At 62.0% G+C, this 25,926-nt stretch carries 30 protein-coding genes; 10 read left to right on the forward strand and 20 right to left on the reverse strand.

From position 1 onward, the window contains the following. Nucleotides 1-116 precede the first annotated feature (116 nt). The 10 genes from A5747_RS12590 to A5747_RS12645 all read left to right on the forward strand — a co-directional run bounded on the left by A5747_RS12590 (nucleotide 117) and on the right by A5747_RS12645 (nucleotide 5,480). Nucleotides 117-1,058, forward strand: a complete 942-nt coding sequence (locus A5747_RS12590; protein WP_076124629.1) for a sulfotransferase family protein — start codon at nucleotides 117-119, stop codon at nucleotides 1,056-1,058. Then, entirely contained in the window at nucleotides 1,058-1,375 is a 318-nt protein-coding gene (locus tag A5747_RS12595; protein WP_142245552.1) for a hypothetical protein, read from the forward strand. Before A5747_RS12590 ends, A5747_RS12595 begins: the two co-directional genes overlap by 1 nt. Further along, nucleotides 1,372-1,620 carry a hypothetical protein gene (locus tag A5747_RS12600; protein ID WP_142245553.1) on the forward strand — a complete coding sequence of 83 codons (249 nt, stop codon included), beginning with the start codon at nucleotides 1,372-1,374 and terminating at the stop codon, nucleotides 1,618-1,620. Before A5747_RS12595 ends, A5747_RS12600 begins: the two co-directional genes overlap by 4 nt. A gap of 74 nt (nucleotides 1,621-1,694) precedes the next feature. Then, a complete protein-coding gene (locus A5747_RS12605; RefSeq protein WP_076124637.1) occupies nucleotides 1,695-2,069 on the forward strand; it encodes an Lsr2 family protein in 375 nt (124 codons plus the stop codon). Continuing rightward, complete coding sequence (locus A5747_RS25075; RefSeq protein ID WP_158070265.1) at nucleotides 2,066-2,227, forward strand: hypothetical protein; 162 nt, start codon at nucleotides 2,066-2,068, stop codon at nucleotides 2,225-2,227. The genes A5747_RS12605 and A5747_RS25075 overlap by 4 nt, the downstream gene beginning before the upstream one ends. Continuing rightward, complete coding sequence (locus A5747_RS12610) at nucleotides 2,227-2,517, forward strand: hypothetical protein (protein WP_076124639.1); 291 nt, start codon at nucleotides 2,227-2,229, stop codon at nucleotides 2,515-2,517. The genes A5747_RS25075 and A5747_RS12610 overlap by 1 nt, the downstream gene beginning before the upstream one ends. Nucleotides 2,518-2,858: 341 nt before the next feature. Beyond that, a complete protein-coding gene (locus A5747_RS12620) occupies nucleotides 2,859-3,263 on the forward strand; it encodes a DUF732 domain-containing protein (RefSeq protein WP_076124644.1) in 405 nt (134 codons plus the stop codon). A gap of 1,029 nt (nucleotides 3,264-4,292) precedes the next feature. Further along, a complete protein-coding gene (locus A5747_RS12635; protein ID WP_076124652.1) occupies nucleotides 4,293-4,580 on the forward strand; it encodes a hypothetical protein in 288 nt (95 codons plus the stop codon). Nucleotides 4,581-4,621: 41 nt separating this feature from the next. Next, nucleotides 4,622-5,110, forward strand: a complete 489-nt coding sequence (locus A5747_RS12640) for a hypothetical protein (protein ID WP_076124654.1) — start codon at nucleotides 4,622-4,624, stop codon at nucleotides 5,108-5,110. A gap of 157 nt (nucleotides 5,111-5,267) precedes the next feature. After that, nucleotides 5,268-5,480, forward strand: a complete 213-nt coding sequence (locus A5747_RS12645; RefSeq protein ID WP_076124656.1) for a hypothetical protein — start codon at nucleotides 5,268-5,270, stop codon at nucleotides 5,478-5,480. A gap of 11 nt (nucleotides 5,481-5,491) precedes the next feature. On the opposite strand, the gene A5747_RS12650 is transcribed toward A5747_RS12645, so the two are convergent. The 20 genes from A5747_RS12650 to A5747_RS12750 form a co-directional block, all read right to left on the reverse strand. Beyond that, the gene (locus A5747_RS12650) at nucleotides 5,492-5,749 is read right to left on the reverse strand and encodes a hypothetical protein (RefSeq protein ID WP_076124658.1); all 258 of its coding nucleotides are present in this window, start codon (nucleotides 5,747-5,749) and stop codon (nucleotides 5,492-5,494) included. Further along, nucleotides 5,740-6,159 (reverse strand): hypothetical protein, encoded by a 420-nt coding sequence (locus A5747_RS12655; protein WP_076124661.1) that lies wholly within the window; start codon nucleotides 6,157-6,159, stop codon nucleotides 5,740-5,742. The genes A5747_RS12650 and A5747_RS12655 overlap by 10 nt, the downstream gene beginning before the upstream one ends. Beyond that, nucleotides 6,156-6,407, reverse strand: coding sequence for a hypothetical protein (locus A5747_RS12660; RefSeq protein WP_076124663.1), 252 nt, complete (start codon nucleotides 6,405-6,407; stop codon nucleotides 6,156-6,158). The genes A5747_RS12655 and A5747_RS12660 overlap by 4 nt, the downstream gene beginning before the upstream one ends. Continuing rightward, nucleotides 6,404-6,832, reverse strand: a complete 429-nt coding sequence (locus A5747_RS12665; RefSeq protein WP_076124666.1) for a hypothetical protein — start codon at nucleotides 6,830-6,832, stop codon at nucleotides 6,404-6,406. Before A5747_RS12665 ends, A5747_RS12660 begins: the two co-directional genes overlap by 4 nt. A gap of 13 nt (nucleotides 6,833-6,845) precedes the next feature. Continuing rightward, nucleotides 6,846-7,595, reverse strand: coding sequence for a hypothetical protein (locus A5747_RS12670; RefSeq protein WP_076124668.1), 750 nt, complete (start codon nucleotides 7,593-7,595; stop codon nucleotides 6,846-6,848). Nucleotides 7,596-7,685: 90 nt separating this feature from the next. Next, entirely contained in the window at nucleotides 7,686-8,561 is an 876-nt protein-coding gene (locus A5747_RS12675; RefSeq protein ID WP_076124670.1) for a cutinase family protein, read from the reverse strand. Then, nucleotides 8,558-8,887, reverse strand: a complete 330-nt coding sequence (locus A5747_RS12680) for a hypothetical protein (protein ID WP_076124673.1) — start codon at nucleotides 8,885-8,887, stop codon at nucleotides 8,558-8,560. The genes A5747_RS12675 and A5747_RS12680 overlap by 4 nt, the downstream gene beginning before the upstream one ends. 14 nt (nucleotides 8,888-8,901) lie before the next feature. Further along, nucleotides 8,902-10,635: a C39 family peptidase gene (locus tag A5747_RS25475; RefSeq protein WP_233148032.1), complete on the reverse strand. Its 1,734-nt coding sequence runs from the start codon at nucleotides 10,633-10,635 to the stop codon at nucleotides 8,902-8,904. After that, nucleotides 10,610-11,560 (reverse strand): hypothetical protein, encoded by a 951-nt coding sequence (locus A5747_RS12695; RefSeq protein ID WP_076124675.1) that lies wholly within the window; start codon nucleotides 11,558-11,560, stop codon nucleotides 10,610-10,612. The genes A5747_RS25475 and A5747_RS12695 overlap by 26 nt, the downstream gene beginning before the upstream one ends. Nucleotides 11,561-11,572: 12 nt before the next feature. Further along, nucleotides 11,573-12,010, reverse strand: a complete 438-nt coding sequence (locus A5747_RS12700) for a hypothetical protein (RefSeq protein WP_076124677.1) — start codon at nucleotides 12,008-12,010, stop codon at nucleotides 11,573-11,575. A gap of 32 nt (nucleotides 12,011-12,042) precedes the next feature. Then, nucleotides 12,043-12,474 carry a hypothetical protein gene (locus A5747_RS12705; RefSeq protein WP_076124679.1) on the reverse strand — a complete coding sequence of 144 codons (432 nt, stop codon included), beginning with the start codon at nucleotides 12,472-12,474 and terminating at the stop codon, nucleotides 12,043-12,045. An 18-nt stretch (nucleotides 12,475-12,492) separates the two neighbouring features. After that, complete coding sequence (locus tag A5747_RS12710; protein WP_076124681.1) at nucleotides 12,493-13,389, reverse strand: hypothetical protein; 897 nt, start codon at nucleotides 13,387-13,389, stop codon at nucleotides 12,493-12,495. 173 nt (nucleotides 13,390-13,562) lie between these two features. Next, complete coding sequence (locus A5747_RS12715; protein ID WP_142245555.1) at nucleotides 13,563-15,137, reverse strand: hypothetical protein; 1,575 nt, start codon at nucleotides 15,135-15,137, stop codon at nucleotides 13,563-13,565. Beyond that, nucleotides 15,134-15,661, reverse strand: coding sequence for a hypothetical protein (locus A5747_RS12720; RefSeq protein ID WP_083700382.1), 528 nt, complete (start codon nucleotides 15,659-15,661; stop codon nucleotides 15,134-15,136). The genes A5747_RS12715 and A5747_RS12720 overlap by 4 nt, the downstream gene beginning before the upstream one ends. A gap of 2 nt (nucleotides 15,662-15,663) precedes the next feature. Continuing rightward, a complete protein-coding gene (locus A5747_RS12725; protein WP_076124685.1) occupies nucleotides 15,664-17,385 on the reverse strand; it encodes a hypothetical protein in 1,722 nt (573 codons plus the stop codon). Continuing rightward, nucleotides 17,382-18,272 (reverse strand): hypothetical protein, encoded by an 891-nt coding sequence (locus A5747_RS12730; RefSeq protein ID WP_076124687.1) that lies wholly within the window; start codon nucleotides 18,270-18,272, stop codon nucleotides 17,382-17,384. The genes A5747_RS12725 and A5747_RS12730 overlap by 4 nt, the downstream gene beginning before the upstream one ends. A gap of 102 nt (nucleotides 18,273-18,374) precedes the next feature. After that, nucleotides 18,375-24,113 carry a transglycosylase family protein gene (locus A5747_RS25675; protein WP_076124689.1) on the reverse strand — a complete coding sequence of 1,913 codons (5,739 nt, stop codon included), beginning with the start codon at nucleotides 24,111-24,113 and terminating at the stop codon, nucleotides 18,375-18,377. Between the two features lie 45 nt (nucleotides 24,114-24,158). Then, entirely contained in the window at nucleotides 24,159-24,440 is a 282-nt protein-coding gene (locus A5747_RS12740) for a hypothetical protein (RefSeq protein WP_076124691.1), read from the reverse strand. Between the two features lie 176 nt (nucleotides 24,441-24,616). Further along, the gene (locus A5747_RS12745) at nucleotides 24,617-24,856 is read right to left on the reverse strand and encodes a hypothetical protein (RefSeq protein WP_233148033.1); all 240 of its coding nucleotides are present in this window, start codon (nucleotides 24,854-24,856) and stop codon (nucleotides 24,617-24,619) included. 136 nt (nucleotides 24,857-24,992) lie between these two features. Beyond that, nucleotides 24,993-25,913, reverse strand: coding sequence for an Ig-like domain-containing protein (locus tag A5747_RS12750; protein WP_076124696.1), 921 nt, complete (start codon nucleotides 25,911-25,913; stop codon nucleotides 24,993-24,995). Nucleotides 25,914-25,926: the final 13 nt, after the last annotated feature.

The raw sequence follows: 25,926 nt of genomic DNA on the forward strand, positions 1-25,926 counted from the left end.
GTTCCGGAAAATGCGGTTAGGGCATACCTAACAAATGCGCTGTTTTGCCTAGATAGAGGATTGCATTGCTGCGACAATGTACTGCATTTCCTGCACATTCGATTGGAGATGATTGCATGACGACGAGCCGCCCCACCCTCCTGTTCGTACTTGGCATGAACAGGTCCGGGACCTCGGCTCTTGCGCGGGTCCTGTCGCTGTGCGGCGGGACACTTCCCGCCAAGCTGGTCGGCGCGATGCCAGACAATCCCCGCGGCCATTGGGAATCGCGGGAGGTGAACTACCTCAACGAGACACTCCTGCGCCGCTACGGCAGCACCATGTTTGACCCGACGCTGCGCCTCCAGGAGGAGCTGACAGGCGAGGCGAGGGCCGACTGTATCGCCGAGGTCCGGAAGCTCCTTTCCACCTTGCCGGCCGCGCCTGTGGTGGTGATCAAGGACCCGAGAATCACTGTTCTCTCAGATGCATGGTTCGGGGCGGCACTCCTGGCCGGCTTCAACGTGGCCACCGTGATAGCGGTGCGCCACCCGCAGGAAGTTGTCGCCTCGGTCGTCGCCAGCGGTGGACTGTCCCCAGAGTTGTCGAGCGCCTTGTGGTTGAAATTCAACCTGGTGGCCGAGCAGAAGACCCGCGGCATTCCCCGGGTGTTTGTCGACTACGCGAATCTGCTCAATGACTGGCGCCAGGAGGTCGGGCGGATCTCCGCCGCGTTGTCCATTGATCTTCATGACCGCAACGGGGATGCCGTCGACGAGTTTCTCACCCGCGATCTTCACCGCCAACGCTCGACCGGCGCCATCATGGAGCCGTTCGGTACAGGGTGGGTTTCCAACACCTACAGCACTCTCAGTGCGGCAGCGTGCGACTACCCCTGGTCCGAGGCCGTACTAGACCGCGTTTTCGACGCATACCGAACTAGCGAGTCGGGATTCCGGACGGTATTCGAGGACTTTCACCGCTTTCAAAAGCTCAACCGACTGGTCCGACCATCCCTGTTCAAGCTGTTCTTCGAGGTCGCCGCAATTACTCACCGGCGCCGCGGGACGTGGGCGTGATGATGGACGAACTGGATGAACTCGAACTGCGGGTCGGCGAGAAGTGGGCCGCTGCCGCCGCGGCACGCATACCGCAGGACTTTGACCTGAGTCACTGGTCGGAAGTATTCGATCTGACCGACTTGCCGCCGGCGACGCCATTACCACCCGACTGGCCGCAGTTCCCGCGCGAACAGTGGCTCCGCTACCCGGTCAAACGACAACTGACGCTCGTTCTGTGCGAGAACCTACTGGATCGCAACGATGAATTGACCGATGAGCAGTGGATGTTGCTCTGCCTGATGATGCAGTACGGCGGTAAGGTGAGGATCGCATGACAGAACTGGGAATGACGCCGCACTTCACCATCCGAGTGTGGGGCAGCCTTGGTGCTGACCATGATCTGTTCCACGATTTACTCGGCGAACCGCGCGGACGTATGCCAGTGGCGGAGATCGAGGTCGACACCACTCAACCCTTCAACCTGACGATTGATTGTCACCGCGGCCTGGACTTCATTCCGCAGAAGATGCTCACCGCTGCTCCAGTACAACCAACTCTGTGGCACCAATGTGATGAGTAGGCATTGACAATGCACTGCATTGTCCGTCATGATTGCATCCGTTATTCCAATGACAACTCCGAGAGGAACACAGAGTGGCAACAGAAGTAATTCACCGACTGGTCGATGACCTGGACGGCACTGCCGCGGAGGGGACGGTTGACTTCTCCTACAAGGGCACGGCCTACCAGATCGACCTGTCCACGGCGAACGACAAGAAGTTCGACAAGGCCATGGAGCAATGGATCTCCAAAGCCCGCAAGAAGGGCAGGGCGGCGACACGTCACCGCACCCGGGTCCGCTCCCCCCAGGCCAAGGCCGACAACGACGCCATCCGGGCGTGGGCCAAGAAGCAGGGACTACAAGTGTCCGACCGCGGCAAGATCCCGAAAGACGTGGTCGACAAATTCGAGACCGAGCACACCGACTCCGAGAAGGAGAAGTTGTTCTCCGAGGCCGGCGCGTCATGATCGTCGCAACCGGACTGGAGGTGACCACCGAGGGCAACTTCGTGGTCATGAACATCCAGGGCGAGGGCGGTCCCTATTCGATCGGGGTTACGCCGGCGGCGGCCTATCAGTTGCAGGTGGCGTTGTCGATGAGGGCACGCGAGATCACCTCCCGCTGATGTGGTTCCTCCTGCTGATCGTTTCCTGCGCCGCGGTGCTCTATTGGAAAGCGACCGTACTGGCCCTCAGCGTCTATCTGGCGTACAAACTCGCGCCGCTGGAGTGGAGGGCCTGGAAACGCAAAATGGCCGCCCAGCGCGAAGCTGAGCGGCAAAGAGTACGGCGATTGGAGCGCAATGCGGATCGAGAGCACTGGTGGGTGCAGCAGGGGAATGTGAAGGGCATTTACGGCGACTTCCCGCCACCGAGGGAATGCAGAGGATTGGGCATATGGCTGACGGAGAAGTGACGGAGAGGCTGGGGCTTCAATGCCCCTACCCCCGGTGCTGGTTCGCGGTCAGTTCCGATCCAGTACGTGCGCACCAGGCGCTGCTTGGTCACCTAATGAGGGGTGACCGCAGACATGCGATCGACTACGACGGCGACGCAAAAGGGGTCGGACCGCAACTTAATGAAATCGTCCGACTCCTATCCCCGTATCTCGACCGGTGGGGCCACAGTGAGGTGGGCGACCTAGCGCGCGACATCTACCGCGTCATTAACGGCGACAACTGAATAACCACTTCAAGACCCGAGGGGCCGGATTGGACCCCAGACCCCTCGGGCTGCCCCACGGAAAGGAGCACCATCATGATACGTGCCGTGCTAGCGCTGCTGGCCTTCATGGTCGCCGGCGTGTTCGAGGCCCCCATCGTCGAGGCCGGCCCCCAGGTCAGCGATCGGCAGTTCTGCCAGGCCGTCGAACAAGAGATGGACAGGCATCAGGAGACCGCCGGCATCCGGGTCAGTGATTGCACGCTGGTCTCCGACGCCGGCAAGGGCTCGTGCAACTACCTGGCCAGTTCGCAGGACTTCATCAAGACAGTCGAGGGGTTGATGCAGACCTGGAACTGGACCAAGACCATCGCGGCCATCGTGGCGGTCGACGCGGTGGGGGTGTACTGCCCGGAGAACGGGCGCTACCTCCCCCAAAGCAAACAAGCCCCGCCGCCTCCCTCGGGGAACGTAGGGATGACGACGGGGCTTGTGGTCTGATGGGCCACGCACGGGAGGCGCTGGCGCTCGCGCTGGCCGGGGTGTGGCATGTCGTGACCGGTCCGCTGCGCCGCTACGGCGCCGATCGCCCATACACGTGGGACGGCGATCCGAAACCGGCGAGATCGGGCCAGCGTGTTTTGGCGTACAGCAGGACGGTCACTCTAATGCAATGTATGTTTTGACCAATACGCACGGAAACCGCTGGTACCTGACGTGGAACGGCACTGTATTGGATGCTTGCGTGGCACCCAACCAGGCCGTCGCGGCACTGATGTTCGCGCCATACCTGCCCGGGAGGGGGCGGTGGGAGGCGGTCAGTGCGGTGCAGTACCGGTACCGGACATGACGACACAGTAAGGAGTTATCGGTGGAATTCGGACACATTCCCTGCGGGTGCGGGTGTGGTCGCCGCGCGGATGAACACTTGTGCCCGTGCGGTTGTGGTCACAACTACGACGACGCCGTACGCAACATTATGGGTGGCGTGATGGCGCTCAACTGGTACCAGGCCAGCAGCATCATTGACGAACGTGCCCATGTCCCGTGCAAATGGTCATAGCGCCTAGTTATCGGCAGAGGAGACACATGGTAGAGACGCTGAAAGAGCGAACCTGGCGGGAGCGCCAGGAAGCTAAGGCTATCGCGGAGGCGGCACTACGCGACCTCACAGTGGCTCAAGAGGCGGTCCGAGAGGCGCGCCAGCGGTACTGGGACGCCCTGGACGCACAACGGCGCGCAGTGCAGGCCAACGTGGACGCCTGGCACCCACCCACGACGTAAGAACCCGTTATCAGACAAGGAGTTATCGGTGAATGATCACATGTGGATGTTTCTCATGCTGCTACCGCTGGTTGGCGTGCCATTCATGCTCACAGTGAAATGAAACGGCTTCTCTGGCGCTACGGCTGGTTCCGCCGCCTGATGACGCCGACCTACCAGTGCCCCGAATGCCGCCGCTCATATCACTTCTGCGACTGCTTCGGTGGCCGCGAGATGCCCTGACTTCAGACGAAGGGATTATCAGACATGGACGCACCACAGCGTTACCAGAAGCAGCCCGTCGTGGTCGAGGCGATCCAATGGACCGGAGAGAATAACCCCGCCGTGATCGAGTTCTGCGGGACCAAGACCGATGACGAGGGCAACGAGTACCTGCGGTTTGTGCCGCTGGCCTACCCCGAGCCGAAGCTGTGGGTGGACGCCAACGCCTGCTGGGTGCCAATCACGCCGGGCGAGTGGATCATCCGCGACAAGCTGGGCTTCTACCCATGCAACCCGTTCGTTTTCGCCGAAACCTACCAAGCGGCGAGCTGACTTCAGGCCCACTTATCAGACACTCAGTTGACAGGAACACCATGAGCACCTTGGAACGCATCGTCACCGTTCGGCCCGCCTACGACTGCATCGGGGTCCGGCCCTGCGTCCACGGCTCGGAGAACTGCAAGCCGGGGACGGGTGGGTCGCACGGCCGGCACAACGCTGAGATGCACATGACGGTGCGTGGCCCCGACGCCGAGGTCACGCTGGTGATTTCGACCGGCTGGGATCTGCCCACCGTGCCCGCGCATCACCGCCTTGCACGGAATGGTGAATACCCGCGTGGGGCGTTCGTGGAGTTTCACACCGCGCGGCCCTGCTACGAAGATCAGGACCGCCGTGAACCCCAACCAGGGGATACCTGCTACGGGTGGCCGGGATGCTACGTCAACAGCGGATACACGATGGCCGACGAGCCAACCCGACTTCTCGTGGAGAGGGGATCGGATGCGGTCTGGGCGTGGCTGGAAAACCAGTATGCCGAGGCCCAGATGGACGTGGCCAAGGTCAACGCCAGCTTGACATGATCGGACCCTTATCGGTGGGAAGGATTATCACCATGTACGAGCACTTCGGCTGCTGCGACGGCTGCGGGCAGATTTCTATCACCTGCCTGATGGTCGAAGTCGCCTCCTGTGTGCGGCGCCGACTCTGCGCTCAGTGCCGACAGTTCGGACCCCCGCGATGACTGAGCCGTTGGGTTTCGTGGTCCTCGCCCGCAGACCCGGCCAAGCAGACGAACCGGTGAGTGACGTGTTTACCGGGGACAAAGCCTTGGAGCGGGCACAGAACGCGCAGAAATATGGCGCCGGGCGTTGGGCGCAACCGACACTGGACAATGACCCGGTGAAATATGTCATCGGGCAGATCTTCGCTTACCCCATAGGGTCGGCGTGAATCTTCGGTAACTACGCCGCCTCGTCGAGCAGCTCGGCCAGGCGGCTAATGTGGTCGTAGCGGAATCCGCTCCAGGACCAGCCGGCGCCATCGCCGAGGTCCACCACCACCACCGGGTAGGCCAGATGGCCCTCCGACTGGAAACGGGCGACTGTCTCCACGTCGGCGACCACAGTGTCGAACGGGATCTTCTTCTGGCTGAGTCGCAACTTGGTGGAGTTGCAGTACGTGCAGGGTTCGTCAGGAACGTAGACAGTGACTACTGCCAAATCTTGATGTCCTCGTTTTCGAGTTGGTGATCACGCATCCACTTGTCGCGGAACTCCAGGAAAGTGACGTGGCGCTCCAGGACGAGCCCATGCTCGCGGGCCAGGAGTTCGTTACGCACATGCCAGTCGTGGTCCATGAGCGTGTAGGCGAAGTAGCACTCGTCGCGGTAGCGCAGGGCGCGTACCTGTGAGTCGAGGTATTCCACCCGCCGGCGCAAGTCGGTACTCTCTGCCTGGGAGATCGTCCTACGAGCCCGCCAGATTTTTCCCAGCGGGCCGAGGGCGTCGGCCACGGCGTCGAACGTCAAGGCCAGGGTCCGCACCACGTAGTAGATGCCGATCAGAACGGCGATGGTCAGGGTCAGGGTGGGCCAGTGCTCAGTGAGTAGGCGAGCCCACTCTCCCGTCATGATGCGTTGGGGGTCCAGTAGGTGACGATCCCTGTGGCGACCACCGACACGACGGACACGATGCCCTCAACCTGCGGGGGCAGGGGCAGCTTGTCCAGGGCGGCGAGTACACCAAGGCTGGCGCCGGCAACGGCGACGATCGCCTTGCGGGCAGAGCGGATGGTGTTGGCGACCGGCGCCGGCAGGAAGCCTACCGCGGCGTCCAGCACCTTCGGCCCGAACTTCAGGGCCTCAGTGAGAAAACTCATTCCTCTGTCTTTTCCTCTTCTTGAGTTTCGGATGTGGCGTCGACGGGGGGCTCGGCCGGCGACTCATTGCGCGGCTTGCGACCCCGAGCGGGGCGCTCCTCGTCCTTGCTGTGGCCGGGTAGGATCTTGGTCACCTCATCGACGATCGCCATGGCGTGAGCCGGCTCGCCGTGCACGTAGGACCGCGCCGCGGGATGCGGGGTGCCCACTGCCCGGCGGAATGCGTCCACCGTGCGGTAGGACTCGCCGTTGGCGACAACCTTGACGACAATGCGGCGGATCTTGCCGCGGTCGGCGGCGTGCTTGGCCCAGGCATAGTTGCGGGAGAACTTCCGGTCCTTCCGGCCCCCCACATTGGAGACGAGGGTGACTACGTCACCGTCAAAGTCGTCTCCGACATAATCGGTATCTTCGCTAAACTCCATAATTCTCTCTAGGTCAGGCGGCCATGCCGTTCAGGTCGGTAATGAGCGCCGGCTTGTCGAATCCTTCCGGCGACTTTCCGTCCTTCAGGAACTCCGGACTGAAAATGGCGTAGGCCTCGTCGCAGAACTTTGCCAGGAACTTGGGCGTGATCAACTGAAGCCTCCCCCAGGTGACGCACACCAGATATCCATTGATGCGACCGATGATCGGCACATAGTGGCCACCAACATTCGGGCTCCAGCCGCGCGGGACATCCCACGGTTGGCCGGCCTTGAATTGGTTCATCGCCGACATCGGCATTTGAATGCCGACACCCACCGCGGAGAACAACCATGCCGCTTGGGCGATGGCGTCCGGATTGGGGTTGATGCGGGCGTATGCCTCGATCTTGTGCAGCGTTCCCTTGGCGTCGGCGATGCCGTACTTCTTGCGGAAGTCCAGCGCCTTGATGACGTTGGTTCCCCGGTCGGTCGGATTGGGGTCCGGAAGGAACGGGTTGAAGTGGGTACAACTGGCGTACGCGGCGATCACGTTGGCGTCGCTGAAGGTGACGGGCTGGCCGGCCTCGGCGGTCCAGAGCAGGTGCTCGTGGGCGGCGCCGGCGAACACGCAGTCGCCGTACTTGTCGTTGGCGAGCATCCCCCAGAAGGGGACCGTGTTGTGGTGGCCGAACTCTGCTGGCGGCGGCGGAACGTTGGCAACGTAGTCGCACAGGCGCAGGGCGGCAGCTTCAGGAGTGGCGGTCAGTTTGCCGAGCTTCAACTCCGTATCGCCTATCGGCGGGAGTGAGCCGGCAATGCCGGCTGCCGCTCCGATCGCTGCTGCATATCGGAACAGGTCTCGTCGTTTCAACTAGACCTGCGCCAGAATCCATTCGACCATCGCGGGCACGAATGGGCCGTAGAGCCAGTGAGGCGCCTGGACACCCTGTGCGGCGAAGGTGAGACCATTCACGATGGCCTGCACCAATGCGACGGTGTTGGCGAGCGGGTGCTCAAACTCCTGAGCGATACCCTTGGCGATGGCCATGATGCCGGTCGAGAGTTTGCCGCTCTGGATGAAGTCGTAGATCCTGGTCTCGATCTGGCCGACCAGTGGCTCGTTGTGCCAGGGGTCATCCCCGACCGGCGCCGCGGCGTACAGGTCGCCGTCCAATGCGCAACTCAATAACCAGTCGGGCGTTTGATCCGGCTTGAGGCAACCCGGGCCGGCGATACCACCGGTGGTGTAGCCATCCAGCTTCTTCGGCATGGGGAGGCCGGCGACCTTGTTCCCATTGGCGATGCCCGGAGACCTCTTCGGGTCACCGAAATTGACGACGCCCTTCAGATCTGACAGGCGGTCATTCAGCGGACCCTTCGGGTCGAAGTAGCACTCGACAAGGCAGATGCCGGTTGCGATAGCGCCCTGTGAATAGCCCGAGAGGACGTGCTTCGTGCCCTTGGGACGAGCGAGCACCTGGGCAACGATGCCGCCGGTGTCGTCCGAACTGTAGGTACCCGGCTTGCGGTAGACCGCGCCGCGGGCGCTCTTGTCCATACCCATCACCGCGGCGTCGTAGCCGATCGGTTGCCAGTCGAAGACGTTCGCGAGTTCTGGACCCCAGAAGGAGGCCATCACGTTGTTCCACGGGTCGGTCAGTGCACGGCCAATATCACCGGAGAAGCCCGGGCCATAAGGGTCCGGGACTCCGGTGCCATTGACGCTGATAAACAGCGGCCGGCTCATGCGAGGTCCGAAATGTCTACCTTCTGGGCCGCCGCAATGCGACGCAGGATGGCGTTGTTCTGGTCGGTCTGGTAGGCGATGCGGACGATCCAGTCATAGAGGCCGCGCTTGATCGTCTTGCCATCCGGCTTGCCCTCGGACATGGCGCGGAAGCGCAACAGGTCGTGGACAAGGGTGCGGACCCAGCCACGCAAGTCCCAGGCCTTCCACGGAGTAAATCCGTTGTCAGCCTGAGTGGCGCCTTCGTACACGATGATCGTGTCGGCGGGATTCGCCGGGCTGCCGGGGCCGCCCAGCAGGTTGTTGATGTCGTTGGCGTCAGCCATGTAGTGCTTTGCTCCTAATTGCTTGGGGGGCTATACGGGAGACCGAGCTTCTGCCCGATCTCGGCAATGGCCTCGATGGGGGTGCGGCCGTTGAGCATGTCCCAGCGCAAAAGCAACTGGTCCCATACCTGACTGGTTTGGGTGGCCATGTCTGCCGGCTTGGGAATGGCGGGCGGATTCGACACGGGTACCTCCGGGGTGGGTTTCGGTTGGGGTGCGTCAGCCACTCCGAGCGCGACAGCGAGTGCATCGGGGCTGTAGCCGTCCGCGGAGTTCATGTCGCAATTGCCGAATGGACTGGCGCCCTCTGGAAGGCCGCCGCCGTAACCACCGCCATCGGTGTACTGGTGGGCGAACTTGCCCGGGAAGTCCGGGTTCGATCCATACGAGGCGACGATCAGTTGGTCTTCACGACGGTTGGACCACATGCTGTTGAGGTCACCGGTGTTGCCGTATGCGACAACTCGCCGGCCATCTCCCAGCCATGACACCAATGCGTCGTCGGTTGCATTCAGCGCGTCCGAGAAGTCGCCAGGAGGATTGCCGCCGCGTTCGGCGTCGATCATCGAGACCATCTTTGGATGCGGGCCGCCTACGCCCTGGACCACTCGGCGGTGCGTGTCAACGCAGGTCTGCCAATTGGTGTGCCAGTAGAAGTAGACGAAGAAGCCCTTCAGCTTGCGGAAGACACCCTGGTCGTCAACCCAGCCCTCATCGCACGCCTTGACGCACCAGGCGTAGTTCTGTGCGAACTTCTGGTCCCGGTAATCGCCGTCATTCGAGCGAATGGCAATCCACTCGTACTTGTAGGAATCGTCGACCGGGACTTGGTGTTCTGACACATCGGCCCAGAGCGTGTCCTGTGGCGCTGCCGGCGCAGGTTCTGGAGCGGGCGGCGGCGCCGGCTGTGGGGCCGGCGCGACATTGGCGTAGCAGTAGCCCTTGGGCGGGATGAGTGTGGCCACCTGATCGAACGAGCACCAGTAGCCGAACGGAGTGAATCCGGGGTCGGCAATCCACACTGCGCGCTCGTCAGGGTCGTAGCCCATGCAGGAGACGTAGTGGAATACCGTTCCACCGCCATAACTCGGACTGACCGACCCCTTTACCCCACGCGGGTAATTGGAGGGCGGAGCGACGAAATTAAAGACCAATCCGTAGCCGCCGTCGATCGACTGCGTGATGTGCGCCCAAAGCTGGTCCTTGTCGCTCTGCGTGGGCGGATCATTCGGCATGTAGACCGACTGGTAGTTCGCCTCGGGCAAGTACTGGTTAAGGACCGGGGTGATGTAGGAGATGTCGTTGGTGCCGTCGACCGTGGTGTGCTCATCGGAGATCAGATCGTTCTCCGACTTGATGACGCCGCGGCCATTCAGGACGACCTGAGTGGATGCCGGCCCACAGTCGTAGTACCTCTCCTGGGCGACAATGCTGTGGTCGTATTCGAGCACCCTCTCGCTACCGCCCATGCCGGGGTGATCCGGAACCGGGTTGTCCGACAGGTCGTTGTCGAGCTGCTCGATGATCGGTTCGCCCCGCTGAAGGAACAGCAGGATCGCATTGAGGACCGAGATGGCCGTGGCGATGATTGCCGCCTTGTCGGGCGGGAGAACCTTGACCAGTTCGGCCAGGCCCAATGACGAGATGCTGACAACGGTGCCAGCGATGACTGCCGCCTTATGCCAATAGGGCGTCAGTTTTACCATTAAGTTGTTTCCCCTCTTAGTGAGTGCCAACCAGCACGCCATCCTGGGCACGCCAATAGCTGAATCCGGGTCCGGTGAATGGGTTATTGGGAATGAAGTTGAATCCCGTGTACCGGTACCCAAGGCCGTGTTGAACGGCGATGCCGGATGCGGACATGACCGGCGTAGTGAAGTCGCCGTTGCGATAGACCAGCACCGTGTCCGTGAGCGAGTTGTAGACCACCGTCACGTTCTCGTTGGTGGTGGTGTTCCGGGTCACCGTCTGCACATTGGTGTAGGCGGTGGGGCCGGTGCCCTTGACGATGTGCCATCTGTTGTTGCCGGCGGTTGGGCTCATCTCAAAAGTGACACCGATGTAGGAAGTCATTCCCGAGTCGGAGCACAAAACGATGCCGTTCTGCTCGGCCGCGTTAGGCGTTCCGGACGAACCGAAGACCTTGCAACTGATTGTTACGTCGTCACCATTGAGCGGTGCGTAGAACAATGTCGCTGCCGGGTTTGGTAGCGCCACCAGGGACTTGTTATTCAAATCGCCGGCGTTCGGCAGGAGCTTGAGTGTGCCATTGATCCGAATCCAGCGCGGTCCGACATCCGTGCGTTGGAAGTCGTCCTGGAATAGCAGTGCCGTGTCGGAGATATCCGTGGGCGGCGCATCCGGGAATCGCGGCTCCTTGCGGATCGCGGTCCCATAGGACAGCGCTATCGGGTCGTAGCCGGCGAACTTGACGGTGAACTCGAATGCCGCGCCATGCGGGATATCATCAACGTTCGCCGCTGGCTCATTGAAGACGAAATCCTTGCCGTCCGGAACGGCGGTGAGTGTGGCGATGACCAACCCGACCGAGTCATAGAAGGTGAGCTTCGCTTGGGCGCCGGCCGGCCAATCGGTGTCGTCGTGAAATGTTGCCTGGAAACCCATGCCCTTTGTCAGAACAAGGGTGTCCATCTTCGGGTTGATCCCGATCAAGATGGCCTCCTCTTAGGCGACGACGACAGTGCCGAAGCCGGCCGCATCCCAGGAGACGGTGAACGTGCCGGCCGAGACGGCGATGTCAGCACCGAAATCGACGTAGCCGATCAGCGGGCGCGCGGAATCGCCGGAAGGGGTGGTGTCATAGATGACCGCATACCGGGCGGTGAATGTCGCACTCGTCCACTGCGCGTCGTCACCGTCAATGGTGATGGTGTTGGTCGTCGCGTTGTATGTGATCTGAATCGATGTCATGCTCACGCCACCGGCGGTATATCCGGTACCGGTGATCTCATTGGTGACATCCGACTTGTAGCGGTGCGTGTCCTGGTTAGGCGAGTAGGCCGAGGTGCACAACATGACCTTGATCGTGTCGGCGTCGAGGTCGACTTCCTTGTTGAGCACGCTCAGGAAGAACGACGAATAGAATTTAGCTGTTACAGCCACGGATGACTTCCTGTATTAAGTTGTTGAATGCTCTAGGCGAGCGTGAAGACTGGGCTGGGCGAGCCGTCGCTGTCGATCTGGAGGATGTTGCCCGACAATGCCGTTACATCGGCGGGCGTGGAATCCAGGAGACAGAAGAACGCGATATCGCCGCCCACCTTGTAGATCGCGGCGTATCGGGCCACAATGCTGCCACCGCTGGCAACCCACGAGGGGTTGGTGGTGAAGGATGCTGTCACACTGGTGGTGCCAGACATCGTGAATGCCACCGCCTGCCCACCGGTGGTGTAGCCGTTGGCGTTCGCGACCTCGTTGGTGACGCCGGCGTAGGTCGTGCTAGACACGCCCAGGTTGCTCGCAGAAGTGAACAGGGCGACTTTCCATGAGCCGTTTTGCCAGTCGAACGTTCCATTCAGGATTTTCGTTCGCGTGCTATTTGTGGGCGTCCAAGCGCCTGCTGCCATATTTAGTTATGCCTTTGCTTATGAACCACTAAGGACCATGCCTATACCGCCGTACCATTGAATGCCTGCACCGCTAGCCGAGAAGGTGGTCGATGCGCTCGACTCCCTAACCGCTAGCGCGGTATTGGCGGTGTTGATGTTGGAACGTCCCGTTCCGCCCGAAACCGAAGTGAACGCACCACCAGAGCCCGTGGCCGTTCCGAGTAGGGCATCTAGGAGAAGTTGGCCGGCCTGTGTTGTGGATAGGGACTGCGAGACAGTTGAACCAGATCCGGTGATGACGGTCGGCGTGGAAACTGCCGTCACGCCCTTATAGGTGATCACCACGGCACTGATGTTGGCCGCAAATCCACCACTTAAACTTAGGTTTACGGTCTGGGCGCCGCCCGGGATACCGCTGAGACGATAGGCCCGAATTTGACCCACACCCCAGCCAGTCTGACCGCCGGCCAGTTGGCCGGTAGCGATCTGGGTCATGGCCGTACCGCCATAGGTGGGGGCCCCGACCGTGATCGACTCGTCAGTGATGATAAATACGAAAGCGTCAGCGCCGGCGGTGCCAGTATGGTTGGCGGTGGTAGATGTAAAATTGGTAACCGCATCGAAGACGGGTGGGTTAACCGTCGTCAGGGTGACAACCGGTGTACCGCCGGTTAGATGCAGAGTCGCACCCGAAGGCGCCACATTGATGTAGGCCGTATTGGTGACGACTGGTACGCCCCCGATCAGCGCGAGCGTGCTGCCGAACGGCTGAATGAACCGGCCCGCGATGATGGTCGGGGCCTTCATTCCCGCCGAGGAGCCCGGAACAGTGGCCGGCTCTTTGGTGATCAGCCTCGGCGTTGGAATGGCCAGGTTTGCCGCAAGTTGCTGTGCATTAAGCAGGGTGCGGGTCGTCACGGTCGGTGCCGGCATAGCGGCCGATGCTCCGGTCACCAAAGGTTGAACCGCATCATTGTTCAATACCGGCCCGAGCAGGGTTGCACTTGCCGATAACTGCGGAACAATCGCACCAACCGCGTTAGGGCGAACCCATTCCCACTCCCCCGAAGGGAAGTATCGGGGGGAAATCCATCGGCCCACTACTTCTAACCAACTTTCGTAAATGTCATCCAGGCCACTTGGCCGAGCGGATCGCCGGTCAGGTTCACGTTGTTGCTGCTCGCAATCGCGATACTTGGCTGCACCACGTCGCCGGCCTTGAGGGCGAGGGCGAAGTCACCGACGACGTTGGCCACATTTGTCGGGGAGCCGAACGCGGGAGAGCCCTCGATCACATACAGTCCGCCTAGTAGTTCCGTCCCGTTGTCGACGTAGACCGAGGAATACAGGGCAGTGTTAGACGGCGGCGGTGTGCCGAGGAACAGGCTGAACTTCAACATATACATGCCGTCTTTGCTGACGGTGATCTTCGACGTGTGGGTATCCCAGGTCAGGTCATCCGTGCAATAGACAACCGTGTCGAAGTAGTCGCCAGGCACCGGATGGTTACCCACCAGTGCCGTTACGGTTCCGGCGCCGAGGCGCTTAACCTCCATGCCACTACCCACAACACCCGGGGGCGCAAGGTCACGCATAGCCCAGCGGTCGATGAAGGCTGGCGTTGCCTCGCTACTGAATGGACCGGCGTCGGAGAACATGTCCATACCGCCCTTGCGGTAGCCGGCCCCCTTCTTGGCCTGTGCGGCAGTATCCGTGTAGCCGGCGATCGGCACGCGGTTAAGGAACACCTCAATCGCGTTGGCGTCTGTCTCGGTGCCGCATTGCAGCTCTAGCAGTGATCCGACCGGCGGATTACCCGGCAGGGGGAAAGTGTCCCAGACATGCTTGGTGCCATTGACGACACAACCGATCTCGACCTGGTAGGTATAGAGGCGCGCGTAGATGTAAGAGCTGCCGTTGTCACCCACCCGGCCGCGCAACTGGTTGCCAGCGACAGTGGCGGGAGTGAAACTGGTGTACTCGATCGTCGTATTCAGAATCATCGAGACGATCTGAAGATCAGACTTCGTCTCGTCAGCCCTATATCCGCCGTAAGTGCGGGCCACACTTCCCGAGTCCTGCCAAACGACCAGGCCGTTACTTATGTATGAGGTACCGTCGCCGGCCGTCGTCCAACCAGCCCCCCATCCAGCGGCAGTGTTTGTGAGGAACTCGTCGGCGTGGTTAGCCCCCCCGGGGGGGAGTTGCTCGAATCGCATCGACTCGATCGAGGATTGCAGGTCGACAACCGTGTTCTTCAGGTCGGTGACCTGGCGGGCCGTGTCGGACCAGTTCACCCCAACGGCGCTCTGACCGGAGATGGAGTTGTAGAGGCCGTCTTGGATCTGGCCGAAGCCGTGGAAGATGCCAGCGATGAAGTCGGCAATCGCACCAATTACCTCGACGATGCCGTTCGCGATAGCGCCAATCACGCCGGTAAATCCGGCGAAGAGGGCGTTGATGAGGTCGGCCAGGCCCTGGGTGACCGCGTTGACAAGGCTGACGAGACCGCCGAAAAGGCCGGCGGCACTGGTCACACCGGGGTCGTTAGATACCTGCGTGCCATAGCTGCTGGTGACATTTTCCTGCGTCTTGTCGGGCAGGTTTGAGATGCCGGTATTTGTGCTGCCGTCCTTGGCGAAGTTGGGATCGAGCCCCGCTTCCCCGCTTGGCATAGTCATTCGGTCGGAAACACCTCCATGTGGCGGCTGTGGTTCTTGGCCTGCTCTTGCGCCTCCTGGAGGCGGGCAAATGCCTCTTGCAGGGCCTCGGTTTGTTCCTTCACCGCCTGGCGGTGGTTTTCCGGAGTGACCTGGGTGAGCTTCTTGGCGATCTCGGGGAACTCCTCAACGAGGATTTGCTCCATGACCGGTTTGGCGTCGACCAAGTCCCAGGTCTGGAAGTTGCTATAGGGACCGGTCCCCGGTTTAACCCACTTGGTCTGCAATTCCTCGTGATGCCGGAATCCCAGATCCCAAAGCATCTGCGAGAACGCGGCGAAACAATTCGGGTTGATCATCGGCTGGTTCGGGAACTTCCCCGGGAGGGTCTTGCCCCTCGGGTCAGGAACCCCCGCGGCGAAAGCCCATGCCGCGAACTGCTCCGGATTCTCCATGTCGCATTGGTCTTGAGTAAGAATGATTTCCCCTTGTGAAAAGAAAACCGACCCTTGATGGCCGAAGCCAACAGCGGGGCCGGTGTTCATGACTAACCTGCGATGAGGCTCACGCCAAGGTTGCTCATCGCCTCTTTGAACTTCTTCGCCAGGCGTGCCAGTCGCTCGCCCATTGAAAGGTTGCGGTGTGACTTGCCGGCGCGGATCTCCCAGCTATACGGGACGATGTCGCCCGAGTTGTCCCAAGCCGCGGTCATTTCCTCGACCTGGTTGACAAAGATGATCTGCTCAATGCCTGGTGAGTCGACCGTAGATCCAATACGGTTGCCGACATCGAAGTGCACGCCGGGGATCGCCCAAAAGTCGTGCAAGGCCATGAGGTGATCGGTCTCTGATTTGCCGACCAGGAACCCACCGCGCAATGCGGCGAGTGCGGAGAAGGACCAGGCGTTGTTTTCGGCGCCCTGCTGGTACAGCTCCAGGTAGTGAATCCACCCGAGCTGTTGCGCGCGGCCAGTGTTCTTCCATTCCAGCCAGGCCAAGATGGTTCCGACCAGGAATGGCATGATGGCATCGGCCGCGATCTCACCGGCCGAGGAGAATCCCAGCAGGAAGATGTAACCGAGCAGGTTGCCGATCACTTCTATGGTCAATCGGGCAATCGCATCCACGAAGGGGTTATCACCGCCCACGATGACCGAGACGTTCTTGCTTGGCCCCCACGACATGTCGGCGGACTCGATCGGAGTCCACTCGTTATCTCGTATGACGAGCCAGGGGTGCGCGGGGACGGTGCCCAGCCAGCCGTTCGAGTAGTACTCGTCAGGCTGGAATGCCTCGCTATCGAGCGTGGTGTTGAGCGTGTCCTCGACGAAGCCCTGAAGGTAGATGACGATGCTTCGGAAGAAGCCCTCGAAGACGTTGCCGGCCTGTGCTGTGCCCTCTTCGCCGTAGGCGTTGGACATGTCGACTACCTCGAAGACGAGGCAACCGTTCTGCACATTGGGGACGCCGGGCACTTCACCGATTTCGCCGTCACACGTGAGGATGCGGCGGTAGGTGATGGACAACTGCGCGTCGTCCAGAGCGTCGGCCATAACCGAGTCGACCGGGTTCATGCGCGATGCCATGAACGTCCACAGCGAACCGTCCTCGAAGAAGGACGGCGATCGGATCAGACACTGCCAATTCGACCAGTCGAAAATCTGGAACCATTGACTCAAGTCGAATGGGTCATCTGGTACCTGCCAAAGGTTCCCCTCTTTCCTGATTAGGTTGAGGAGAATAAGAGTGGAGATACACCATTTCGCCGGGCCGGCCAGGAGAAATACCCTGGGGAACTGGAAGATTGGAATGGGCAGCAATGGGTTCGGCGGGCAGAGCAGGTATTGCAGGAAGGTGAGATCGTCGTGGAACGTCATCTCGAAGTAGCGGACCCCATCGCGATTGCGGATGTTCCACTTGTCGAGAAGTCCCGACCAACGTTTCTTGCCGCCGTAGAAGTCGACCGTGATAAGGACGTTCTTCTTCCAGGCGTCGTCATTGGGTAGCGCCTTCAAGAACATCGCAATGTAGTGGTCATCGCGAATCTGCAATACGCCCTCGGTGGGGGTGTTGTTCTTGAAGGGGAATGAGCCCTTGATGGTGTCGGTGTAGTCAATCCGGCCAATGCAGACCGCGCCGGCGGGGATGTTGTGGTCGTCCCCGCGGCCGTCGTTGATCCACATTCGGATCAGTGGGAAGGATTTGCGCAGCGATTCGTATCGAGCGCGGGTCTCGCCGCAGATGCGCTCGATGTCGTCGAGCTTCATCATGACGGCACTCGCACCACGTGCGGACGCGACCAAGGCCGGCTAAACCACTTCGGAACGGTAAGGCGTGCCGCGGCGCCGAATGGCGCATTGGAGACGGTCACCGGAATGTTGCCCGACTTGCCGGGCATCAGCGGGTAAAGAAGGTCTTGACCCTTCCACCGGTGCTGGACCGGGTTGTCATTGGCCGCGACGATCGTCTGGACTCGCGGGTCGGAGTCGACGACGACGTTCTCGCCCTCCACCAATTCGGGGAGGTAAACGGTACGGCCCAGGTCGGTCTGCCCGCGGGAGTACATGTCGTTGCCCCACGAGAAGTCGGGCAGCTTCCACAAGGCCTGGTCGGTGAGCGTCCACCTCAGCCAAACGGGAATGTCACCGTTGTTCTGGACGAAAGGCTTCCAGGTGAAATCAGTGTTGACCGTGGTGAGGTCGAACTGGTCTGGCTTCTCGACCCAGTACGGGAACTCCGCGGCGGTAGTCATCACCACCGGGTTGTCCGCGGTGATGTGCGGGTCCTTGTCGTAGTAAGGCTTGGGTGCCTCTAGGAGGCGAAGGCCGATCGATCGTGTGCCATCGGAGGTGGTGACAGAGAGGGTTGCTTCCTCGTCGTAGTCCCATGCCCATCGCCACTGGGAGTCGATCGTCGCCCACGTGTCCGGGTCGTCGTCGTAGATCTGGACGGCGAAAACCATCTCGCGGCGCTGTACGCGCTTGCCGGCGTACTGCTGGCCGAAAGGTCCGGGAACCCAGAGGGTCTTAACCGGGGCGTCGATGAAGTTTTGGATGTTGGGCGAAATGGTGATGCCCTGTTGGCCTGCGCCCGGGCCGGCCAGGCACCAATAGGACCCGTCACGGCCGGTAAGCTCGATTTTGACGTAATCCGTCAATGTTCAGTTGTCCTGTATTGAGTTATGCCTGAAATGCCGCGCACAGCCCCCGAAACGGTGCGGAATTGCACCGAATCGAGGTCTGTGCCTGAGATTTCCTACTTAATTCGGCAGCGTCGACATGTACGGCGCCATCTGCTGCGCTTCCCTGCGCTGCTGTCCTTGGTAGAACTGCTCGTAGGAGGCGGTGTGAATGTCGCCGTAGTTGTTGACCACTCGCGGTCCCGCCAGTGACGGGTCCTGCTGCTGCGGGAGCAGCGGGGAGCCGTACGCGCCGGCGGTCGTGCCCGGGGTGATGTTGCCCACCCCAAGACTGGAGAGGACGTTCATCGCCGCGGCCACGTCCTTGCCGATGATCTGGAAACCAGACGAGATCGCCATACTGGCCGCACCGGAAGCAGCGCCACCGCCAGGGACCATGCCCAAGCCGGTGCCGGCCGCGGTGGCAGCCAGTTCGCCGGCGTGAGCCCAGCCCTCCTTGATGGCTTGATCAAGCCAGGGGGCGTTGTGGTTCTGCTCGGCGTTCGACGGACCCTTCGCCGGGATTGACCGCGGGTCAGGTGTCGACTGCGCTCCGGTTGGGGGCGCAGCCCCCGGCGTCGGGGAAGTGACCGTGACCGGAGGACCGGCCGTGGGAGCAGGTGGCGGCTGCGGCGGGGTGAGACCGCCGAAGTTGTCGTTGATACTCCCCACGCCTGGCGAGGACGCCTTGAGCGGACCGGGTGCCTGGATCTGCTGAGCCTGGGCATCCCCCGCGCTCGGACGCTGCAACTGCTGCGCCTGAGTAAGCGTGGGGTCCGGAAGGTCGTTCTTCAGGTTGGCGTTCTGGTCCATCGGACCGTTGCTCTGAATCGCTTGTGCGCCCAGAGCGTCCTGGAGCCGGCGTCGCCGTGCCTCGGGATCGTCGGGCTGTCCGCCCTCTGCGAAGCCGGGAAGCATCGACGGATCGATCACACCCTTGTTGAGGGCGTGATAGAAGTCCGGTCCGTACTTCTTCACCGACGCGGCCTTGCTGATGAACTCGCCATCAGAGACGCGGGCGATGATCGAGTCGGACGTGCCCGTACCTGGACCGGACAGGAGTCCGCCGGTGGCAGCCTTGACGAAGGTGTGCGGCCACGCTCCAGGGCCTTGACCGGCCAGCACCTTCTCGGCGATGGCGATCTGCTGATCCTTGGACGCCAGATCCGCTCGCGGTGCGAACTGCGTGCCACCGAACTGCTCCCATGTCGACTGCTTGAACTGCAAGCCGCCGTAGAAGCCGTTGCCGGTGTTGATCGACCAGTTTCCACCCGATTCGCCCTGGGCGATTTGATCCCAGTTGGCGTGCCAGCCCGAGGGGGCCGCGGTGGGCGCCGGCCCCTTGTACGGGTGACCGGGGCCGTAGGTGTTGTTGTCGAACTGCGTCGGCGGCCCCAAAGGGGCGCCGGGCGCCGGCGGTGGCGCGGACGGTATCGGCGGAGTCGGCGTGACCCCACCGGGGGACGCGAGAGGAAGGTGCCATTGCAGGGGGAAGTCCTGCGCGCCCTTCGCTGTGCCGCCGTACTGGGTGGTGTTACTGGCACCGCCCGATTCGACATGCACGCCGTTCGGCAGTGTGACGGCCATGTGAGAGTTCGGACCCCCACCGCCGCGGTACACGCCGATGTTGAGCGCACCGTCCTGATAGCCAGGCTGGAAGCCGAGCGCTGCGAAGTCGCTCTCCGTGGTGAAGTAGCGAGCGTCGAGTGACTTGCCGGTGGCTGCGGCGTAGATGCCCGAGGCGATGCCTGAGCAGTCGAATCCGCGGCCGGGCTGCCCGAAGCCGCCATAGTCGTATGGCTGCCCCTTGGCATGCTCCTGGGCGTACTGAATCGCCGCGGCAGCGCTGCCCGTGAAGGAACTGGGCGCGGCACCGGGACCATTAGCACCCGGCAGGTTGTTGACCAGGTCCGGGTTGAACACGTCGTTTCGCGCCGGCTGGTTGCCCAGGATGTTGGCCACGTTCGGGTCGGCCTGGCCGAGGAACTGGTTCAGAATCCCGCCAGAGCCACCGAAGGCCTGCTGGATGAAGCCGAGGATCGGCTGCGGGTTGAGCCCGAAGAATCCGAAAATGGCGCCCAGGATGATCTGACCCAGGTTGGCGAGGATGTTGGCCGGGTTGAAGACCTGGCCGAGTCCGCCAAGCAGACCCGGGACGCCGGGCGCTGGGGGCCGGGGTACCGACGCTCCCGGAGGAACCGGGGGCGGGGCACCTGGCGACGGAACATGCGCGTTGTTGGACAGCGCCGGCGGCCGGGTAACCGGAACCGGCGGCTTGTTCGGGCTAGAGCCCGGCTGCGGTGACAGCGGCTGCGTGACGCCGGGACCGGCCGCAGGCCCGCCAGGGCCGGGCTGGAAAGGCCCACCCGTGTTGGCGTGGTCGGGCAGCGGTCCGACACCCTGGATCTGCGGAGCCTTCGGGGAAGGCGTGAGACCCGTGCCGGGCTGCACCGGTGTGACCCCTGGCGGAACCGGGAACGGTCCGATGCTGTTGGTCGACTGCGGCGCCCCGACGTTGGGGTTCGGTCCGGTCGGGTACGTCGGCGTTCCGGGGATGAACGGGTTGCCCGGGATCGTGGAGTCCCGAGGTCCAGTAACCCCGGGGATCGTCGGCCCGTTGTATCCAGGCAGGTTCGGGTTCGGCTGCGTCGGCGGAGCCAGCGGGAAGTGGACCTGACCACCTTCGTCGAAGCCCGGCAACATGCTCGGGTCGATCGTTCCGCTGTTGAGCGCGTGGTAGAAGTCAGGCCCGTACTTGCGCACCGAGGCGGCGTTGGAGATGAACTCCCCATTCGACACCCGGGCCAGGTTCATGTCATCGGTCGAGCCGCCCCAGCCCCAGATCTGCCCACCATGGGCGAAGCCGGGCACCTTCGAGAGGTACTGGTCGGCGGCATCCTTCGGGATAGTGACCGTGACACGGCCGCCTGAGTCCGTCTGAACGTCCCAGCCGTTCGCCCTCCAGGAGTCCGGGATGGGATTGGGCGGACTGTTCAGGGTGATGTAACCGCTACCCGAAGAGTCGCGGCGCGGGTGCGGGTCGGGGCCGTACTGCGCGAACGGGTTGTTCGGATTGAGCTGCCAGCCCTTCGGCGCACCGGAGGCGATGTCGGAGGACCCGGCGTTGGCCCGGGCCTCGTCCCCCAACCGCTTGGAGGTGTCGCGCGTGGCGATTGCCACACTGCTCGACGCACCGCCAATATTGGCGAAGTCGGTTAGGTCGGGCACCTCCAGGCCACCCAGCTTGTCGCTCTTGGCCTGATCGGCGGAGATATTGCCACCGCCGGTGATGTGGAACAGGCCGCGCAGAAGCTCGTTGGCGACACCCCCGCCAAATGGCAGGTTGTCCACCGGAGTCTTCATAGCCTGCTGAACCTTGGCGACCGATGCCGGATCGGCGTTGGCGGCCTTGGCCAGCGTGCGCGAGTCGATACCCGCAGCGTCCCAGAAGGGTTTGCTGCGCTTGTAGGCGTCGGATGCCTCGATCTTGGCCTGGACCTGCGCGTCGAGCTGGTCGAGGATCTGGTCCTTCTTGCCCTGCTGCGTCGGGTCGGCGGCAGCGGATACCACGTCGGACGGGTTGAGGCCCAGTCCGCGAGCGTCCGAGTTGATGTCAACCTTCTTGCCGCTTGGCAGTTTGTAGGCCTGAAAGTCCTTCGCCGTGTCCGCGATTGTTTGCGGAGTGGCGTTGCCGGTGACCTTGTCGATGGTCTGCGCGAGGGATTCCAGCTTCTGCTGCTGCTCGGCCGCGGCGTCGCGCGCCTTACGGTGCGCCTCCCCCAGTTTGTCGAGACCCTCCAGCGCGCCGGCAATAGCCAGCGTCCAGCCCGCACTCCTGATGAAGCCGGCCAACGAGCCCATGGCCCCCTTGAGGCCCTTCTCGCCGAACTCAGTCTTGACGGCGCTTACCTTCGCGCCCAGTGTGGCGAGGACGTTCTGAGTCGCCAGGATGACCGGATGGAAGGCCCACCAGCCAAGGAACCCAGTGACGATCGCCTGAATGAGGGGATTCTGCGAAGACAGAAGCGTGCTGATCGCGTGCAGGATCGGAAGAACGGCAGTGCCGATCTCACCGCCGGCCCGAACGACGTTGGCGAACAGACCGGGAATGTTCTTGAGGATCGGCTCCCACTGGCGAACGTGCTGAAGCACGTCCTGGAAGAACGACTTGACGCCAGCACTTCCATCGGCCGACGTGAGGAACTGGTGGATGTGGTCCGTACCGGACTTCAGTAGCTCCAGCAGACCCTTGCCGCCGGCGGCGGTGAAGATATCCGAGAGGTCCTTGAGGATCTTGCCGACGTTGACGAACGTCGAGCCGAGGTCACTCGCGGCCTTGATACCGTCATCGATCCATTTTTGGAGTCGGCCGTCCGAGTCCGCCTTCGCAATGAAGTTGTCAAACCGGGTGGCCAGGTCCACGAACCCCTTAGCCAGCTTGGGCAGGGAGTTCGAGCCGGTCGCGGCCAGTTGAAGGAACCCTTGAATCAGGGGGTTGATCGCCCCCGAGACAAGCTGCTGGGCCTGGGCCGAGTTCCCGAAGATCTGATCCAGCAGGGACTTACTGCCCTTGCTGGTGAGCGAGGCAATCGCGGATTTGACATTCCCGTTCAGCGCGTCCGCGATGCGGTTGAATCCGCCCTGGACGGTCGGCAGGAGGGTGGCGAGCCTCTTGACCTCGTCGCCGAGGCCCGCGAACAGGTGGGTCTGTACCCCCTGCTTGAAGGCGTCCCACTGCTGCCGCATGGCCTGGATCTGGTTGACGAACCCCTGCGCCTCGGGCGCCAGCTTGGACATCGCCTTGGAGAACGTGTCCTGACCCATCGTGTTGTTGAGCTGCTCGATCGCCTTCTGCAAGCGGTCGGTGGCAGAGACAACCTGATCCGAGCCCTGGATACCCTTGGCCTGGGCCTCGGCGTAGTCCTGGGCGATGCGGGAGCCCTTGCGGCGAGCGTCATTGAGAGCGTTCTCCGCCCTCATGCGGTTGAGGGTGTCCTCCTGCTGCTCCAGGCCGGTCTTGCCCCACTTCTTGGCCTCTTCGAGGCGGGCCTTGTCGAGGTTGAGGGCGGCCTCGGCTTCATCGAGGGGGGCGTCGCGCATCTGCGCGTACAGGTCTTCAAGGTTGCGCTTGGCTTCCTTGTAGGCCCGGTTGACGCCGCGCTGGGCCTCGTCGACCGTGCGGAGCCCGTTGGCGTACTTCTGCGCCGCGGTGACGGCGTTGTCCTGCTCCTTGGTGGCCGCCTGAAGGGCCGCCTTGACACCGGAGATGCCGGTGGCGAAGGTACCCAGGACGGACAGGGCGCCCCCAATAGCACCGGGGATCAGGAGTGCCGATTGGGAGAGCTGAACGATCGAGGTATTCAGCGACAGGATGCCAGCCAGAGCGGCCGGCAGGCCCACGAGGGCGATGCGGATCAAAATACCCTGGGTCGCCTGTGACGAAAGGCCACTCAGCTCTTTGTCAATGTTGTTGAGCTTCTTGCGAGCATTGTCGACCTCGTCGGTCTTGACGCGAATCTTTACCTCGTTCGCGCCGATAGCCCTTTGGAGGGCCTCGATCTCGGCAGTGCTCTTGGCGAGCGAGGACTTATCCAGCGTGACGCCGAGCTGGACCTTGGCCTTGTCCTTGTCAAGGGCCTTGAGGCCTTCAATCTCGGCGGCAACGCCAGCGAGTGCCTTCTTGTCGAGGACCGGCTTGACGGTGACCTCGGGGCGGTACTTCTCCAGCTCGGGCTCTAGCTTGGCCTTGAGCGTCTTGATGAAGCCGTCCGTGCTCGGAACGAGCAATACGCCTGCCTGTGCGGCAATGTATTCGGACACTACACCTCGCTATTCAATTATGTTGTGTGCCAATCTATTTCGGCACTAAAGTCCTCGACGTTCAGCATTCCTACGCCGTGATGCTTCGATCGCGTCATCCCGTTTCGATTCGGATTGCTGCTTGCGCATCACAACGGCGGGAATCTTCGGCCGCGGGTAGAACCGGACCTTCTTGGCATCGTGGGCACGGCTGGCGATCAACTGGTCGCCCAAGTCGGTGAGCCTGTCAATGAGGTCGCTCCAACCGAACAGGGGCGGTGGTCCGGGCTTGGCCCACTCAGATTCGGGGATCTTGAGCATCAGCTTGATCGCTTCGGGGTCCTCCATGTAGGAGGCCCAGATGTAAGATCCCTTGACCTTGAGGAAGGTCTGATAGAACCGGATGAGTTGATCCCAGTTGCGGCCGGGAATGTCGAGGAAGTAGTCGAGTGCGTTGATCCCCTTGTCGGCGAGGTCCCACTCGATTGCGTCCCAGAACCTGTTAACCAGGCTCCGGACGTAGGCTATTTTCCCGAGTCGGGGTCGCCAAAGAAGTGTGCGTTGTAGCGCTCCATGAACTTGTTCCAGACGAACAGCGATGTGTTGTCGAACAGTTCCATCGCGGCGTCGTAGTGCTCGCCGAAGATCACGCGCTGGGCTTCCTCTTCGGTGATGCCGGTCCGCTGGAGTTCGCTAACCTGCTTCTTGGTGGGGCAGTCCAAGACGATATCCGCGGTCACACGCAGCGGCTCGGGCACCCTCACGGTTGCAATGAGTTCTGAGAACAAGTCCTCGAACTCGGCCTTATCTGCCGATTGTGATTTCCGGGTGGTAATCGTTTTCTCCCAATAGGTAGGTGGAGAGGGGGCCGAAGCCCCCTCCTCCATTCCTCAGTTGTTGTTAGCTGACCGTGGCTGTAACGGTGTCGGTCAGCTCGGTGCCACCAAGCGGCGTGTAGTGCGCCGTGATGACAGCCGAACCGGCAGCAACACCGGTGATCAGGCCGCCGGCCGAAACCGTCGCCTTCGTCGGGTCCGCGGACGTGAAGGTGCAGTCCGGGGTGTAGTTGACCCCGTTGTCGCCCTCGACCAGCAGTTGCTGGGTGTGGCTCGCACCGGTGGCAGCGGTCAGGGTCGCGGTCGACGGAGTCGCCGAGATGGCCGTAACCGGAGCAACGAAGCCGGTCTTGTGGACCAGGTCGCGCCAGCCGGGGCCGGCGAAGCCCTGTGCAACCGAGTAGCCCGTGGTGCCGTCCTTGAACGCCTTCAGCGTCGGGTGGTACTCGATCACGCCGTCGTCGTTGAGCTGCTGGTTGTCGATGTCGCTCAGCTTCACCTTGGGCAGCAACCAGTACGGCCAGATCTCCCGGTCGTTACGGTCGTCGAGGCCCAGGATGATCGCCCGGTAGTAGACGTTCTTCGGCACCGGAGGCGCTTCCAGAACCACACCACCGAAGTCGGACGGAACGACGCCAGAGAAGTCCGCGGCCCAGAACAGTTCCAGCACGTTGCGCTGGTTCTGGTACATCGCGAAGTCGAACGAAGTCGTACGCTTCGAGATGATGGTGCGGATGGGCTCGGGCTCGCCGTACGCCTCGATGTCGGTCGAGTCGATCTTGTTGGTGAGCGTGACGCCGGCCTTCTTCTCGAAGTGGCCAACCGACACGTATTCGGCCGGAACGTCCAGCCCACCGTCAGTTGCCGACTCCAGGGTCAGAACCGGGTCAACAGAGTACGGCGCCAGAAGCACCGCGCAGTTGATTGCAGCGATCGTCAGGTCCGCAAAAACGTCCTTGATCGTTACGAAATCACGAGAAGTCATGTCTTGTGAAGTT

It is taken from the genome of Mycobacterium sp. IS-836 (assembly GCF_001954275.1).
GTDB lineage: Bacteria > Actinomycetota > Actinomycetes > Mycobacteriales > Mycobacteriaceae > Mycobacterium.